The sequence below is a fragment of the Fusibacter sp. QWL-12 genome, from assembly GCF_058683495.1.
Genome location: NZ_CM178745.1, coordinates 796,607 through 812,858, shown reverse-complemented (window position 1 = coordinate 812,858; position 16,252 = coordinate 796,607). Strand labels below are relative to the sequence as shown.

Here is a 16,252-nt window from a genome sequence, read left to right as displayed (position 1 = left end):
CTGAATTAGTGGTAAAATTTCATTAGAAAAGCTACATAACGTAGCTTTATACATTTTTTAAAGGTGATTATTATGAGAAAGCTAAATGTCGGTGTTTTTAATGATTCATTCCCACCAATCCTCGATGGCGTTGCGAATGCAACAGTGAATTATGCAAGATCGATACAAAAAATATATGGTAAAGCAGTTGTGGCAACGCCTTGGTATCCTAAGGTAAAAGACGATTATCCATTTAGGGTGATCAGATATTCCAGTACAAACGTTAGTAAGAGACTAGGGTATCGTATGGGGAATCCATTTAATCCATTATTAATTAAAAAACTTGAAAATGAGAACTTGGATATTATTCACATTCATAGTCCTTTTACTTCAGCACTACTTGCAAGGGTTTTAAGACGATATACTGGGGCACCCATTGTATTTACGTATCATACAAAATTTGATGTCGATATAGAAAAGCGAGTTGCTTTCAACCCGCTCAGAAAGGTTTCTATTAAATTTTTGATGAGTAATATTAATGCTTGCGATGAAGTATGGGTTGTTTCAGAAGGCGCGGGTGAAAATTTAATCCAACTAGGCTATGAAGGTGAATTTCAAGTAATGGAAAATGGTACTGATTTCGAAAAAGGACTCGGATCAGAAGAAAGCATGCAAGCCATCAGACAACAATATGGTATTGAGGTAGACGATACTGTTTTCTTATTTGTTGGACGGATGATGTGGTATAAAAACCTTAAGTTTACGATTGATAGTTTAAAAGCCGCTAAAGAACAGGGAGCAACTTTTAAAATGCTGTTTGTAGGTGATGGTGTTGATCGTCCGAGTATTCAAGAATATATTGCGACTCTAGGACTTGAGAAAGACTGTATATTTACTGGTGCAATTCATGATCGTGAGCATTTGAGAAGCTATTTTTCAATAGCGAATTTGTTTTTATTTCCATCAACCTATGACACAAATGGGATTGTTGTTAGAGAAGCTGCAGCTTGCGGTTGTCCATCACTATTAATTGACGGAAGCTGTGCATCTGAGAAAATTCAGCACAATGTTACAGGCATATTGATCGAAGAAACCATAGATAGCATGTCTAGTGAAATTTTACTTGCGTGTGGTGACCATGAGCGACTTAAAAATATTGGAAAGAATGCAACCGATCAAATTTACTTATCATGGGATGACGCAGTAGGTAAGGCTTTCAAGCGTTATCATCACATCATTGAGCAGAAAAGTCAGGTTAAATTAAATGCTTAAGTTAAATGCTTAAAATTAAAGAGGTGGTAATGTATAGTTTATCTTTATACATTACCACCTTATTTACGTTATCACCTATTTTACACGCAAAAAAACTTTTCTCGGTAACTGGCTGCCATACTTAATTTATAAATAAATGTGTATTTATAAACAAATTATTAGCTATTAATTGAATTAATTATCTGAATTAATTCTAATAGATAATATAAGGTTAGGCCCTTCTAGTTTTGCGCCACATGTTTTCGCATGCTTTGCTATGATTCCGAAAAGTTTTTTGGTAGCTGGCGATCTTATATAATGATGATAAATAATCGTCTAAATGCTCTTTAGAGAGTTACTCATTTTCAAACATTATATTTAGACCCTTTAGCTTTGCGTCACACGGTTTTCCATGCTTTGCTATTACTAATGATACCCATTAAAAGCTTTTTGAAACAGGTTAACATAAAATATTATTCGAGAATTTCAGAAACATTTATAAAGTTGAATTTGCCTACGTCGAAGTAACCTCGATCTGTGATTTTTAATTCTGGAATGACAGGTAATGCAAGAAAACTCAAGGTCATAAAGGGTTCGAGAGCTTCAGGGATACCTAGTTCAGTACGTGCTAAAGCTCTTAAGTGACTGAGCTTATCAGCGACAAACTCCATACTTTCGTTTGACATAAGTCCAGCAATTGGCAAAGCCAGTGAGTCGAGTACTTTTCCTTTTGATGCAATTGTAATACCACCTTGAAGTCTGACGAGCTCATTGACTGCTAAAGCCATATCTTGATCATTATCGCCAAGTACGATGATGTTGTGTGAGTCGTGGGCAATTGTCGTTGCGATGGCACCGCCCTTTAAGTGAAAATTCTCAACCAATCCAATACCAACATTATCTGTCTTTCCATGTCTTTCGATAACGGCAATTTTAGCAATATCCAAATGCTTATTCGAGATGAAATTACCATCAGAATCAAGATAAACTCTACGGACGACGTGCTCAGTAACGATTGATCCAGAAGTGATTCTAATCACATTTGCCACATCACTGTCGAGATGAAGTTTTAGTCTTTCAGGTTCAATCGACTTAATTTTAACCGTATCTTCAACACGTTTGCTATCAATAGAAGCAGTTTCAAAGAGTGCTTTTTTATTTTTAGCCACCAGATAGCCTTTTTTATAAACCATTTCAATATCAAAATTTTCGAAGTTATCAAAGACAATTAAATCTGCGTCGTAGCCAGGCGCGATGGCACCAATATCTCTTAGATTATAACATCTTGCCGGATTGATAGTTGCCATTTGAATCGCTGTAATCGGATCAATCCCCAGTGAAATTGCACGTTTTACATTATAATCTATATGCCCATTTTTTAAGATATCCTCAGGATGTTTATCATCGGTACAAAACATACATTGCTGTTTGCTATGTGTATTAACGCCTTTAATCAATACGTCGAGATTTCTTGCCGCAGTACCTTCTCGAATCGCTACATACATCCCTAATCCGATTCTTTCTTCCATTTCTTCTAGAGTTGTACATTCATGATCTGTTCTGATACCATTAATCATATATGCATTTAAATCTTTACCAGTTAAGTTGGGACCATGGCCATCAATGATCATTCGATCTGCCATTTCAAGCTTTTCAAGCATTGGTAGATTTCCATTAATTACACTTGGATAATCCATAACCTCTCCGAGACCGAGTACTATAGGATTGTCTATTAGCTCTGAAAGTTCTTTTCTTTCTAATATATAGCCTGAGTTTTCATATGGCGTCGCTGGTACACAGGAAGGCAACATAAAAAAAGCATTAAGCGCTGTATTTTCAGTAGCGTCGATCATATACTTAATCCCTTCAATTCCCGAAACGTTTGCGATCTCATGGGGATCAGCGATAACAGTAGTTGTGCCTCTAGGTACGATGATTCTTGACATTTGCTCAGGTGTAACCAGTGTTGATTCCATATGCATATGAGAATCAATTAAACCTGGTGCAACGTACTTACCCGCCAAATCAACGACATTTTCACCCTCATAATTCCCGATACCAATTATTTTGCCATGATCTATAGCAATATTAGATTCGATAATTCTACCATTGAAGACGTTGATAATTTTACAATTCTTTAAAACGAGTGAACAGGTTTTTTTTCCTGAAGCCAAAGCTGCACGCTTTGCCATACGATTTATTTTATCGTTTTTATGTTCTTCGATTTTCATAATTATTCCTTTCATAAGTGTGTCAATATCAAAATATTATTACTATTATAGCATCACAGTGAAACTTTTAAACACATAGACTAAATTATTCTAAAGATATTGAAAAATATGTGTGAAATTATCATTGCATATGAATGTTTACCCTCACTATTCAAGTGAATGTTTTCTTCTATTATATATACTCTAATTAACCCTATTTTTACTTGCAAGAGGTTGTAAGAAAACTGCCACAAATGGGATAAAATCTATCCACGCCGTTTGTATTTGAAAGATAATGAAAGTGAAATTGCAATTTAAAACAATTGATATTTTTGCAATTTGCGTGACACTCACTTGCAGTTTATAAAGTTGTCAAATAAGAATATAAATTCAGTGGATAAATAATTATAAGGAAGTAATAATTATGTGAATCAATTGTTATAGTTTTGTGCTTCTATAGATGCATATTTCAAAAAAAGTGGACAATTTCAACGATTTAGCTAGATTTGTATCATTATGCAAAAGTAAAATGAGTTATATAAAAAATATTACACGGATGTAACAAAATACGTATTTATTTCTAAAAATTAATCGTATAAATTAATTCATACGATGTTAAGTGTCTGAAATTTATTGCAAAATTCAAACAATAGGATTATTATTATATATATTGTTGCACTAATGGAATTACAGACTAAATTTAAGGGGTGAATGTATTGGGGAGATTTTTAGTTAAAAGGATCCTGACGATGATCGTGACGTTATTCGTTATCATTTCGATTACATTTATCATGATGCACGCCATTCCAGGTGGACCATTTACAAGAGAAAAAGCATTACCAGAGCCAGTTCTTCAAGCTTTGAATGCTAAGTATCATTTAGATGATCCGTTATGGAAGCAATTTGTGGATTATGTTAAAGGCGTCTTGACTTTCAACTTAGGACCATCGTTTCAAAGAGCAGGGGTTACTGTTAATGATTTAATCAAAGAAGGTTTCCCAGCAACATTGAAGATCGGTCTTGCGTCGGTAGTGGTAATTATAATTGTGGGTATACCACTAGGGATTTTATCGGCGTTAAAGCAAAACAAATGGCAAGATGGACTCGTAATGTTTATTGCGACTATTGGAGTTACCATACCGTCGTTTGTTATGGCTACAGGAATTATCTACATTTTCAGTGCTAAGCTAGGTTGGCTACCATCCAACGGTTTGACCTCCTGGAAGCATATGATAGGACCTGTAATTGCTTTATCAGGGTTCTCTTTATCTTTTGTTGCCCGTTTGACGCGTTCTAGTATGCTTGAAGTCTTACAACAGGACTACATTAGAACAGCTAGAGCGAAAGGTTTATCTAATAATAAAGTAATTTATAAACATGCACTTAAAAATGCATTAATACCAGTTGTCACTTATTTAGGACCAATGATAGCGTCACTTCTTACAGGTTCTTTCGTTATCGAGAAAGTATTTGCAATCCCAGGTATGGGTAAGCACTTCGTTGAAAGTGTCGGTAATAGAGATTATACAGTACTTATGGGGATTACCATTTTCTATGCGTTGTTCCTTGTAATTATGGTTCTTCTCGTCGATATTTTATACAGCTTTATCGATCCAAGAATTAAAATGGAAGACTAGGGGGCTATCATGTCAGAACAATCAATCAACAAAGCACTGTGGGAAAACATTCCCAAGGAAAATAAAGATGCCGAAGTGATTTCTCGTCCGAGCATGACCTACTGGCAAGATGCTTGGAGAAGATTAAAGAAAAACAAGCTTTCAATGCTTGGACTTTTATTCATCGTCTTCATGGTAATGACAGCAATCATTGGACCATACGTTATTTCACATGATTATTCAACTCAACAATTACAGCTTGCAAATATTCCACCTAAGTTTGATATCTATAAAGTAGATGATACAACTTACTTTTATATGCACAGTGAGTACAAACTCTTTAATGTAACTGCTGATGGTTTATTATCTGATAAAATTAAAGAAACAGAAAATGACTTAACCAACAGAAAACGCGTTTATAACATAAACGGAAATGAAATCGTATTAGACTACAGCTTTGCTTCAAAAAAGGCTGAAGAAAATCCAGATGGCGTTAAGTTTAAGCTTTATATGAATGGCGAGGAACTTAAAGTCTACGATACAGTTCGTAATAAATCGTATATTCTTGGTACTGATGGTCTAGGTAGAGATATGCTAGCTAGGGTTATCTACGGTGCTAGAATTTCATTGTTAATCGCATTCGTTGCTACAGTAGTTAACTTCTTTATCGGCGTATTGTATGGTGGTATTTCAGGATACTTTGGTGGTAGAGTAGATAACATAATGATGCGTATCGTTGATATTATTAACGTTATACCGCTACTGTTATATGTAATTTTGCTCTCAGTTATTATCGGATCTGGCTTAAAATCCATCATTATAGCGTTGGGTTCGGTATATTGGGTAAGTATGGCGCGTATCGTACGTGGTCAAGTACTTAGCTTAAAAGAACAAGAATATGTATTGGCAGCAAGAACTTTGGGTGCGAGCTCTATGAGAATCATGATTAGACACCTTATCCCAAATGCTATGGGTCCAATTATTGTTTCTATGACAATGTTAATTCCAAGTGCGATCTTCACTGAAGCATTCTTGAGCTTTATCGGTCTCGGTGTAAACGCACCGCTTGCTTCTTGGGGTACACTTGCAAATGACGCACTTGGTGGTTTAAGATCATATCCTTATCAGTTGTTCTATCCATCTTTAGCAATCTCAGTGACAATGCTGGCATTCAACTTCTTAGGTGATGGCCTTAGAGATGCATTAGACCCAAGATTAAGAAAATAGGAGAGGTGTAGACAGTGGCTGATAAATTATTAGAAGTAAAAAATCTTAAGACCTCTTTCTTTACGCACGTAGGTGAAGTACAAGCGGTCAGAGGCGTAAGCTTCGAGCTAGGCGTTGGTGAAGCACTTGGTATCGTAGGTGAGTCCGGAAGTGGAAAGTCAGTAACTTCTATGTCACTTATGAAATTGTTACAGTATCCAGGTGTTATCAAAGAAGGTGAAATCCTTTTTGAAGGAACTGATGTCGTACCTAAAACAGAAAAAGAAATGAGAAAGATCAGAGGAAATGATATCGCTATGATATTCCAAGATCCGATGACTTCTCTTAATCCAGTTTATACAATCGGTAATCAAATTATTGAAGCGATTTTAGAGCATCAAAATGTAACGAAACAACAAGCGAGACAAAAAGCGATTAAAATGCTTGAACTTGTAGGTATACCTTCACCTGAATCAAGAATAGACAACTATCCTCATGAGTTCAGTGGTGGTATGCGACAACGTGCTATGATTGCTATTGCACTTTCTTGTGAACCTAAGCTCTTAATTGCTGATGAACCAACAACTGCTCTTGATGTTACGATTCAGGCTCAAATTCTTGAGTTAATGAGAGAACTAAAAGAGAAAATTAACACATCAATTATCTTAATCACACACGATTTAGGTGTTGTTGCTGATTTGTGTTCTAGAATCATTGTTATGTACGGTGGTTTAATCATGGAAGAGGGAACCGCTGAGCAAGTTTTCTATACACCTAAGCATCCTTATACAATGGGTCTTCTAAAATCTATTCCTAAAGCTAATAAAAAAGAAAAGGAAAGATTAATTCCAATCGACGGTACACCACCGGATTTGGTAAAGCCACCAACAGGTTGCCCATTCTATGCAAGATGTGATTATGCTATGAAAATCTGTAAAGAACAAGTTCCGCCTTATTTTGGTATCGCACCTGGTCATCGTTCTATGTGTTGGCGACTTCATGAAGATGCTCCAGCGCATGAGGACTTCATAAAAGAATCAAATAGGGGGGGCACTCATGGCTAAACAACTTAATCCAAACGATGTGCTACTTGAAGTAAAAGATCTTAAAAAGCACTTTGTAAGTAGACATGGTCTATTCGGTCAACACACAACACGTGTTCAAGCGGTGGACGGTGTAAGCTTTAAAATTCTCAGAGGTGAAACATTAGGTTTGGTTGGTGAATCAGGATGTGGTAAGTCTACAACTGGTAGAACCATTATTAGACTTTATGATGTTACTTCAGGAGAAGTTATCTTTGATGGCGTTGATATCAGCAAAATATCACAAGGCGAAATGCGCCAGTATCGCAAAAAAATTCAAATGATTTTCCAAGATCCATACGCATCTTTAAACTCAAGGATGACTGTTGGTGATATTATTGGGGAACCAATTGATATTCATAATATTGCAAAAGGTGAAGAGAGACAAAAAATTATTTGGAACTTACTCGAAAGAGTTGGACTAAGCAAAGAGCATGCAAACCGTTACCCACATGAATTTTCAGGTGGACAAAGACAACGTATCGGTATCGCAAGAGCACTTGCTGTAAATCCAGATTTCATCATTTGTGATGAACCAATTTCAGCACTAGATGTTTCTATTCAAGCACAAGTTGTCAACATGCTTGAGGATTTACAAAAAGAACTGGGATTGACCTATCTGTTTATTGCGCATGACTTGTCAATGGTTAAGCATATTTCAGACAGAATTGGTGTTATGTACCTTGGTAAATTGGTTGAGTTGGCAAACTCTGATGAGTTATATGACAATCCAAATCATCCTTACTCTCAAGCATTGCTTTCAGCAATTCCGATTCCGGATCCTGATGCAACTAAGCATGGTCAAAGAATCGTACTTGAAGGCGATGTACCTTCTCCGATCAATCCGCCGTCTGGATGCCGTTTTAGAACGCGTTGCAGATACGTAATGGATGTTTGTAAAGAAGTAGAACCAGAGTTTATCGAAGTTTCACCAAATCATTTCTCTGCATGTCATTTGAACACTGTTAACAAATAAGTAAGTTTATAAAGGTACTTAGCCGCACTGGCTTAAGTATAGATGCTTAAAAAGCAAGAGACATTCAAAATTAAAGGGGGTTTTTGATTAATGAAAAAACTATTAGCATTGTTGTTAGTTTTAGTGCTCACTTTTTCTTTAGCTGCTTGTGCTAAAGATGAAGAACCAGCAACTGAAGCTCAAGAGACAACTGCAGCTGAGACAACTATGGCTGCAAAAACTTATACTGCTGAAGAAGTAGTACAAATTTACGAAGTAAGAAAAGCGCTTACACTTGCCATCGATAGAACTATGATCGTTGAGCAAATCACAAGAGCTGGCCAATTACCTGCAACTGGTTTCGTGCCACCGGGATTAAAAGATTCTACAGGCGCTGATTTCAGAGCTACTGCTGGTGATTACGGTATTGCTGAAGATGGATCTGCAGTTGAAGAAGCAAAACAACTTCTTGCTGATGCAGGTTTCCCAAATGGTGAAGGCTTCCCAACATTGACAATCCTTTACAATACAAGTGAAGGTCACAAAGCAATCGCAGAAGCTATCCAAGAAATGTGGAAACAAAACCTTAACATCAACGTAGAAATCGCTAACCAAGAGTGGGCTGTATTCCAAGATACTAGACATCAAGGTAACTTCCAAGTTGCTCGTGCTGGTTGGATTGGTGACTATGAAGATCCTATGACATTCCTTGACTTATGGACTTCTTACTCAGGTAACAACGATGCTCAATGGAAAGTAACAGCTTACGATGACGTTATCGAAGCATCAAAATTAGCTACTGGTACAGATAGAGATAAACTTCTTTACGAAGCAGAGCAAATGATTATGGACGACTTAATCGTTATGCCTATCTACTACTACACTCATACTGTAGCTGTTAAAGAAGAAGTTAAAAACTGGTTTATCTCATCTTTAGGTCACTTCTACTTCGGTGAAGTATCAACAGATGACGGTACATTACAATGGAACCTTGGCTCAGAGCCAAAAACTATCGACCCTGCACTTAACTCTGCAGTTGATGGTGGTAACTTAATCAACAATACTTTCGAAGGTCTCATGAGAAAGAACGAAGAAGGTTTACAACCTGCTATGGCTGAAAGCTATACAGTATCTGATGATGGTACAGTTTATACTTTCACTATCAGAGATGCAAAATGGTCTGATGGCCAAGCTGTTAAAGCTCAAGATTTCGAATATGCTTGGAAACGTGCTTTAGATCCAGCTGTTGCAGCTGAATACGGCTTCCAAATGTTCTACATCAAAGGCGCTCAAGAGTACTATGAAGGTGCTGGTAATATTGAAGACGTAATGGTAAAAGCTATTGATGATAAAACTTTAGAAGTTACTCTTGCTGCTCCAACACCATACTTCTTAGACCTTACTACTTTCTACACATTCATGCCTGTAAGACAAGATATGGTAGAGAAAGATCCTGAAGGTTGGTCTTCAAATCCTGCTACAGCTGTCGGTAATGGACCTTTCAAATTATCAGAATACAAAACTGGTGATAGAATTGTTCTTGTACCAAACGATAACTACTGGCAAGCAGATAAAACTAAGTTAACTAGAATCGATGCATTAATGATCGTTGATCAATCAACTGCTCTTACTGCATACGAAGCTGGCGAATTAGATTTAATCGATAGCTTCCCTGTATCAGAAATTCCTAGACTTATCGCTGAAGATCCAACATTCCAAATTATGCCTTATGTTGGAACTTACTACTACATCTTCAACGTAGGTATTACTGAGTAATTTAAAATTAAAAGGTGATCAATTATGATCACCTTTTTTTTATTTAGTCATTATCTTTCTTGTGATAAAATCTGAGGTCATTATGTCCAAAAATTTTTATCTGCATTTATTAATTCTATGGTCCTGAGTTTACATAAGTCACATTTCTCATTTAGTTGAATTTCCATAAAAGTAAAATCAATTCTTTTGAAAGTTTAGGTACAAAAAGGGTAAAATAGAAATAGGGGGTTTTATTAATGGATGCTGAAAGAAAATCAACTAAAGCTGGTAGAGACGAACACAGCAACGGGGTAGATATTGACAAAGTACAAGAAATATTAAGTGCAACGATCACAAGCATAGATAGTAGTAAAAACCAACTTCTCGATATTGTTGAGAATGCACGTGAAGAACATGAGCTCCTTCGAAACGAACTCAACTTTATAAAAATCGAAATTGATCGAGTCATAGGCGAGGTAGATCGATTGACACTCAAAGATAAGCTGGTTAGGGGTAAACTGGCAGAAGTATCAAAAGCTTTCAATCGATATGATGAGGAAGATATAAAAAAGGCATATACAGCTGCAGCAGATGTGAAAGTTGAATTAATGGCAGCTATGAGAGATGAACAACAATTAAAAGTAAGAAGAACCGCACTTGAATTATCGTTAAAAAGGGCGTTAAAGAATATACAAAATGCAGAACATATCGTTCAGCAAGTTACCATTGCTGTAACTTATTTAAGAGGAGAAATTTTATCTGCGATAGATGTTATGGGAAATGAGGGAATGGCCTTAGGCATTAAAATTCTTGAAGCTCAAGAAAATGAACGTATGCGCATTTCAAGAGATATACATGATGGACCTGCTCAACAGATCGCTTCTATCGTCATGAAGGCAGACTTTTGTGAACGGGTCGCAAAACAAGATCTTGATAAAGGTTTAAAAGAACTTTCAGAACTTAAAGATCAGGCAAAACGTGCGCTTAAAGAAGTAAGGGGAATCATACATGATTTAAGACCAATGTCACTCGACGATTTAGGTTTGAATGAAACGGTCGAGAATTATGCGATGAGTTTTAGCAATGAAACACAAATAAAAATACGCGTTAAGGCGGGTCGAATAGTAACCGAAATAGAACCAATTATCAAAGTGGCTGTATTTCGTCTTATTCAAGAGTTGTTGAACAACATTAAGAAACATGCAAGGGCTTCGGATGTCATCATACAGCTTGAATATGGGTCGAAATACCTTAGATTAACTGTAATTGATAATGGAAAAGGGTTTGATGTCGATAAAACCCTTGAAAAAATGAAAAGAAAACATGAATCGTTCGGTCTCCTTGGCATTTTTGAAAGAGTAAAGCAGTTTAATGGAGAAATTACCTTTCACTCTATGGAAAACGAAGGTACAACCGTCATGATAAAATTACCAGTAAATAGAGAGGTGCTAGCAAATGAGTGATCCTAATAAAAAACAAATTAAAGTTCTCATTGCAGATGATCATGACCTAATTCGTCAAGGTTTAAAGACCATAATTTCCTATGAACCAGATCTGCTTGTAGCTGGTGAAGCTTGCGATGGCTATGAAGTATTATCGTTGATTGGACAATATCTCCCTGACGTCCTACTTATGGATATCAATATGCCAGGTAAGAATGGCATTGAAGTACTTAAAGAAATTAAGGGCAAGCATTCAAATATTAAGGTTGTTTTACTTACGGTTGAAAGTGATAGAAGAACTATAATGGAAGCGATTGAAATAGGTGCTGATGGGTATGTATTAAAGGGATCAAGTACAACGGAACTACTTGAAGCAATTAGACGTGTCTACGATGATGAAAATTATATTGATAAATCCTTAGTGACCTTACTCTTTAAAAAAGTTTCAAGCAGTGCATCGCAGTTAAAGGTTATCAGTGAGTTATCTGCAAGAGACTTAGAGATTCTCATGTATCTTTCGAAAGGGATGAGTAATCGAGAAATAGCAGATACGATGTATTTATCAGAAAAAACTATTAAAAATAATATGACGCGAATTTTTAAGACAATAGACGTTAGAGATCGCGTTCAAGCAACACTATTCGCAATAGAAAATCAAATAGAAAGTTTATATAGTAAGACACATCAGGAATAAGGCCACATTGGTCGCATGTCATGAAAACTTAAGGTTGAGGACGAAAGTCCCTAAATTGAGAGACCATGATAGTAATAACAAGGGCCTCTAGCTACTTTGATTACAGCTCAGCTTATCGTATACTTGGTTTAACATAAACGAGACATTCAAATACGACGGATAAATGAGTAGGTATTATAAAATAGTTTTTAGGAGGTTTATTATGATTAAAATGACTTACAACTGGATCAAAGCTCAACTTTCTACTTTCAAACAAGAAGAAGGACAAGGAATGGTAGAATACGCATTAATTATCGCTTTTATCGCACTTATCGTTATAGCAGGTTTGGTAATCTTAGGACCGATCATCAGAGATATGTTCATTGATATCGGTGGCGAATTGACAACAGAAGCAACGTCAGCACCAGCTAATTAGTATCCCAAAGCTCTAATCGAATATGGTTAGAGCTTTTTACATATTTAAAGTAAATTAAAATTCTCAAATAAAATTATTTTTCAGAATCAAATAGTGTTATTTGAAAATGCTGTTAGATGAATCTTATTGATATCAAGTAATAAGAAGGTGAAGTGGATGAAGCGTTCTAAAGGACAATCTCTAGTAGAGTTTGCATTGGTGATGCCATTATTAATGCTAATTCTCATTGGTATAATTGAATTTGGCTTTATGTTTTCTGGATATCTGACGTTAACGAATGCATCAAGGGAAGCTGCAAGAGTGATTAGCTTGGGTGGAACCTATGTTGAAGCAGAAGCTAGAATTGAAGGCGTAGCAGGTCTGTTAGATACAGATGAGATTACCTTACTCACATCGGTAGATGTATCAACGCTAGAACGTGGGGATTCAATTACCGTTACATTGAAATATCCTTACCACTTCTTAACACCATTTCTGACACCATTATTTGGTGGTGAACTAGAACTTGAATCAAGTGCAACTTTAAGGGTCGAATAGTAAATTGAGGTGTAGAAAATGTTTAAAAATAGGATAAAAGAAATAAAAGTGGTGAGTCAATTGAAAAGAGAAAATGGAAATGTAAGCCTCTTAGTTCTGCTTTTAATGGTCGTACTACTTTCTTCGGCGGGCGTAGCAGTGGATGTTGGACGAATTGTTATTGAAAGGGCGAAATTATCCAATGCTTTAGATTATGCTGCGTTAGCAGGTGCACAAGAATTACCTGATGATCCCGATGCAGCAAGAACGGTTGCAGTTGCTTACCTTAATGATAATAATATCGATCCAACAAATATTTCGATTGTGATAACAGATGATCACAAAACAATTGCATTGAATGGTACAAAAGAAATGGAATTTTCATTTATTAGAGTTTTAGGTTTTGATAAAACGAATGTCGTTGGATCGTCAAAAGTAATCCTAGGCGCTGTAAAAAGTGTGAAGGGAGGTCTTAGACCCTTTGCAGTGGAAGATTTTGATTACACTTACGGTACTTTGATTACTTTAAAACAAGAAGGTGGCGATGGTTATCACGGAAATTATGGGGTTGTTGCTTTAGGTGCCACTGGTTCGGGTAATTATGAACTAAATGCACTTTATGGCTATAAAGGTGAAGTTGCAATTGGTGATGAAATATTAACAGAACCAGGGAACATGGCCAATGTATCCAATGCCTTAAAGGATTATATTAATAATATTCCAGATACATTTGATAACTTTAGCCGTGATTCAGATCGACTATGGACAGTTCCTCTAGTGGATTCGCTTGAAGAAAACGGTCGCGGTGCTGTTATTGTCACTGGATTCGCTGAGGTGTTTGTTGAGGATATTCAGAAAAAGTCAGGAAAAATTGAGATCAATGCAAGATTTATTCGATTCGTTGTAAATGGTGAGATTGATCAAACCGTAGATGATCGTGGTACTTACGGCATAAAATTAGTTAATTGAGGTGATTCTATGAAACGAAGTGGGTTGATGGTATTTTTGATGTCGCTAATTCTTGCATTATTAGGTGCAGGTGCGGTGTTTGTTTATTTAAAATCATTGGATCAACAAGAGGTTATACAGGTTAATACTGTATCTGTCGTAGTAGCGAAAGACGATATTCCATCGAGAACTAAAATAACAAGCGAAATGTTAAGTGTTGTAGAGGTTGTTGAGAACGGTATTGTGGGCGAGTATTTAAGCGAAACCAGCACTGTGATTGGTCAATATGCAACTGAAATTATCTATTCTGGACAACAGATTCATCCTAACATGATTGCTGAATCTATTGAAAATGACTTGAGTATGAAAATTACTGGAAATAATCGTGCTATGACAATCACAGTAGGTGGTGACTCAGGTGTCAATGGCCTGATAAAAGTAGGCGATTATGTGGATGTAATTTTGAATCTTCCAGCTGGTTCTGATCAAGGAAGGATTTCTAGACCGGACATTGCAAAGCTTTTCTTACAAAATATTGAAGTTATAGCAGTCAATAAGACGATTTTTAGAAATAATAATAATGCGACAGGTGATGGTAATTTAGAGTCTAGTAGTTATCTTATGACTTTATCTATTCCAATAATGGACGTCGAAATGATGTCTTTAGCGAAGACTATAGGTTCTATTGAGTTAGTATTAAGACCAAAAGACGGCGATTATCTATATGTAACAGAAGGCGCAATCTGGCAAGAATTACTTCTCAATGACACAAGACAAATGAAAGATATGGCACCAGAATATGGCATTATTGGTGAAGACCCATTAGAAGTAAAACCTGGTGAGTTTGACTATGATCAATATGTCTACTACGTAGTAGAGTACGGCGATACGCTTCAATCCATCAGTTTGAAGTTTTATAATACGGAAACGCTTTATACTTTAATTCAGCAAGTAAATAAAATAGTGGATGAGAACATGATTTTGACGGGAACGGGAATTAAAATTCCAGTACTCAAAGAAAGAGGCGATACGAATGGCAATTAAAATTATCGTTGCAGATGATGTCGAAGAAATGCGTGAAATGATAGCGAAAATGTTATCAACTAGTGATTTGGAGCACGAAATCATAGCGATGTGTGCCACTGGGCAAGAAGTACTGAACACGCTCGAGTCAAGTCAAGCGGATATCGTCCTAATGGATATCAATATGCCAGAGATGAATGGTCTTGAAGCAACTGAAATCATTTGCAGAAATGCGGTACATCCCTCTGTTATTATGATGAGTGTTCAACATGAAAGCGAATATCTAAAAAAGGCAATGCTAGCTGGAGCGAAAGCATATATTATGAAGCCTGTAGATATGGACGAGTTAGTTGAAACGATCCAAACCACTTATGATAGAAATAAGCAAAACTTAATAAAGCCTGTTGTGGACGATAAATTATATAGTGCCAAAATCATCTCTTTTTTCAGCTCGAAAGGTGGCGTTGGCAATACGTTCATAGCTGTGAACACCGGTTTGATCATCAGTGAAAAGTTTAATAAGAAAGTGCTTGTTGTGGATTTAGATTTGCAGTTTGGAGATGTCTCTTTGATGCTGAACAAACAGTCTGAGTTGACTATTAAGGAGCTTTTTGACGATAGTCCAATAAGTCGATACGAGGATGTTCGGCCTTATCTCTATAGCTATAGTAAGAATTGTGATATGTTATTTGCTCCAAGAGATCCTGAATCAGCTGAGTACATCTCAAAAGATCAGGTAAAACAGTTAATTGAACTCTTAAAGGAACATTATGACTACGTAATCATCGACACTGGGGTAAATTACAACGATATTACACTTAATGCTCTTGACCAATCAGACAAAGTGATCGTTGTGTCGGGAATGGAAGTAACATCCTTAAAAAATACGAAAATGAGCTTAAAAGTAATGCAATCACTTAATTATAATGCAGAAAAAGTTAAACTTTTGATTACCCAAGTGAATGAAAAGTTTGGCGTGACAAAAAATAATGTTCAAAAAGCGTTTGACTATGAAATCTATGGCTTTGTTTCTGAAGAGTCAAAAATTGTTAAGAATGCAATCAACACAGGTGTTCCTCTTGTTAAAGGGAAATACAATCCAGTTTTAAAGCAACTTGAAAGTGTTTGCCAGAAAATAATGTCTTAGATTAGAGGTGGCG

At 36.3% G+C, this 16,252-nt stretch carries 14 protein-coding genes and 2 riboswitches; of the genes, 13 read left to right on the top strand and 1 reads right to left on the bottom strand.

The genetic code is table 11. The features are described 5' to 3' along the window. Nucleotides 1-72: 72 nt before the first annotated feature. Nucleotides 73-1,251: a glycosyltransferase gene (locus AC4PID_RS04310; protein ID WP_492134335.1), complete on the top strand. Its 1,179-nt coding sequence runs from the start codon at nucleotides 73-75 to the stop codon at nucleotides 1,249-1,251. A 100-nt stretch (nucleotides 1,252-1,351) separates the two neighbouring features. Further along, nucleotides 1,352-1,517, bottom strand: a riboswitch (cyclic di-GMP riboswitch). 7 nt (nucleotides 1,518-1,524) lie between these two features. Beyond that, a riboswitch (cyclic di-GMP riboswitch) is annotated at nucleotides 1,525-1,662 on the bottom strand. A gap of 41 nt (nucleotides 1,663-1,703) precedes the next feature. Here AC4PID_RS04310 and ade read toward each other — a convergent pair. Next, on the bottom strand, nucleotides 1,704-3,422 hold the full coding sequence (gene ade / locus AC4PID_RS04305; RefSeq protein WP_492135356.1) for an adenine deaminase: 1,719 nt from the start codon (nucleotides 3,420-3,422) through the stop codon (nucleotides 1,704-1,706). A gap of 734 nt (nucleotides 3,423-4,156) precedes the next feature. Between ade and AC4PID_RS04300 the strand changes: the two genes are divergently transcribed. The 12 genes from AC4PID_RS04300 to AC4PID_RS04245 all read left to right on the top strand — a co-directional run bounded on the left by AC4PID_RS04300 (nucleotide 4,157) and on the right by AC4PID_RS04245 (nucleotide 16,239). Further along, the gene (locus AC4PID_RS04300; protein WP_492134334.1) at nucleotides 4,157-5,077 is read left to right on the top strand and encodes an ABC transporter permease; all 921 of its coding nucleotides are present in this window, start codon (nucleotides 4,157-4,159) and stop codon (nucleotides 5,075-5,077) included. A gap of 9 nt (nucleotides 5,078-5,086) precedes the next feature. Beyond that, nucleotides 5,087-6,283, top strand: coding sequence for an ABC transporter permease (locus AC4PID_RS04295; RefSeq protein WP_492134333.1), 1,197 nt, complete (start codon nucleotides 5,087-5,089; stop codon nucleotides 6,281-6,283). A 14-nt stretch (nucleotides 6,284-6,297) separates the two neighbouring features. Then, nucleotides 6,298-7,326, top strand: a complete 1,029-nt coding sequence (locus AC4PID_RS04290) for an ABC transporter ATP-binding protein (protein ID WP_492134332.1) — start codon at nucleotides 6,298-6,300, stop codon at nucleotides 7,324-7,326. Further along, nucleotides 7,319-8,320, top strand: a complete 1,002-nt coding sequence (locus tag AC4PID_RS04285) for an ABC transporter ATP-binding protein (RefSeq protein WP_492134331.1) — start codon at nucleotides 7,319-7,321, stop codon at nucleotides 8,318-8,320. Before AC4PID_RS04290 ends, AC4PID_RS04285 begins: the two co-directional genes overlap by 8 nt. 90 nt (nucleotides 8,321-8,410) lie before the next feature. Then, a complete protein-coding gene (locus AC4PID_RS04280) occupies nucleotides 8,411-10,075 on the top strand; it encodes an ABC transporter substrate-binding protein (protein WP_492134330.1) in 1,665 nt (554 codons plus the stop codon). Between the two features lie 236 nt (nucleotides 10,076-10,311). Next, on the top strand, nucleotides 10,312-11,517 hold the full coding sequence (locus AC4PID_RS04275) for a sensor histidine kinase (protein WP_492134329.1): 1,206 nt from the start codon (nucleotides 10,312-10,314) through the stop codon (nucleotides 11,515-11,517). Further along, nucleotides 11,510-12,190: a response regulator transcription factor gene (locus AC4PID_RS04270; RefSeq protein ID WP_492134328.1), complete on the top strand. Its 681-nt coding sequence runs from the start codon at nucleotides 11,510-11,512 to the stop codon at nucleotides 12,188-12,190. Before AC4PID_RS04275 ends, AC4PID_RS04270 begins: the two co-directional genes overlap by 8 nt. 202 nt (nucleotides 12,191-12,392) lie before the next feature. Continuing rightward, nucleotides 12,393-12,605, top strand: coding sequence for a Flp family type IVb pilin (locus AC4PID_RS04265; RefSeq protein WP_492134327.1), 213 nt, complete (start codon nucleotides 12,393-12,395; stop codon nucleotides 12,603-12,605). A gap of 156 nt (nucleotides 12,606-12,761) precedes the next feature. Further along, entirely contained in the window at nucleotides 12,762-13,142 is a 381-nt protein-coding gene (locus AC4PID_RS04260; protein WP_492134326.1) for a TadE/TadG family type IV pilus assembly protein, read from the top strand. A gap of 18 nt (nucleotides 13,143-13,160) precedes the next feature. After that, nucleotides 13,161-14,090: a pilus assembly protein TadG-related protein gene (locus AC4PID_RS04255; protein ID WP_492134325.1), complete on the top strand. Its 930-nt coding sequence runs from the start codon at nucleotides 13,161-13,163 to the stop codon at nucleotides 14,088-14,090. Nucleotides 14,091-14,099: 9 nt separating this feature from the next. Next, the gene (gene cpaB / locus AC4PID_RS04250; protein WP_492134324.1) at nucleotides 14,100-15,113 is read left to right on the top strand and encodes a Flp pilus assembly protein CpaB; all 1,014 of its coding nucleotides are present in this window, start codon (nucleotides 14,100-14,102) and stop codon (nucleotides 15,111-15,113) included. Then, the gene (locus AC4PID_RS04245) at nucleotides 15,103-16,239 is read left to right on the top strand and encodes a CpaE/TadZ family protein (RefSeq protein ID WP_492134323.1); all 1,137 of its coding nucleotides are present in this window, start codon (nucleotides 15,103-15,105) and stop codon (nucleotides 16,237-16,239) included. Before cpaB ends, AC4PID_RS04245 begins: the two co-directional genes overlap by 11 nt. The last annotated feature ends 13 nt before the right edge of the window (nucleotides 16,240-16,252 follow it).

Coding starts and splice junctions, on each gene's coding strand:
- AC4PID_RS04310 (WP_492134335.1), top strand. CDS start 73: ATGAGAAAGCTAAATGTCGGTGTTTTTAATGATTCATTCCCACCAATC.
- ade (WP_492135356.1), bottom strand. CDS start 3,422: ATGGCAAAGCGTGCAGCTTTGGCTTCAGGAAAAAAAACCTGTTCACTC.
- AC4PID_RS04295 (WP_492134333.1), top strand. CDS start 5,087: ATGTCAGAACAATCAATCAACAAAGCACTGTGGGAAAACATTCCCAAG.
- AC4PID_RS04285 (WP_492134331.1), top strand. CDS start 7,319: ATGGCTAAACAACTTAATCCAAACGATGTGCTACTTGAAGTAAAAGAT.
- AC4PID_RS04280 (WP_492134330.1), top strand. CDS start 8,411: ATGAAAAAACTATTAGCATTGTTGTTAGTTTTAGTGCTCACTTTTTCT.
- AC4PID_RS04275 (WP_492134329.1), top strand. CDS start 10,312: ATGGATGCTGAAAGAAAATCAACTAAAGCTGGTAGAGACGAACACAGC.
- AC4PID_RS04270 (WP_492134328.1), top strand. CDS start 11,510: ATGAGTGATCCTAATAAAAAACAAATTAAAGTTCTCATTGCAGATGAT.
- AC4PID_RS04265 (WP_492134327.1), top strand. CDS start 12,393: ATGATTAAAATGACTTACAACTGGATCAAAGCTCAACTTTCTACTTTC.
- AC4PID_RS04260 (WP_492134326.1), top strand. CDS start 12,762: ATGAAGCGTTCTAAAGGACAATCTCTAGTAGAGTTTGCATTGGTGATG.
- AC4PID_RS04255 (WP_492134325.1), top strand. CDS start 13,161: ATGTTTAAAAATAGGATAAAAGAAATAAAAGTGGTGAGTCAATTGAAA.
- cpaB (WP_492134324.1), top strand. CDS start 14,100: ATGAAACGAAGTGGGTTGATGGTATTTTTGATGTCGCTAATTCTTGCA.
- AC4PID_RS04245 (WP_492134323.1), top strand. CDS start 15,103: ATGGCAATTAAAATTATCGTTGCAGATGATGTCGAAGAAATGCGTGAA.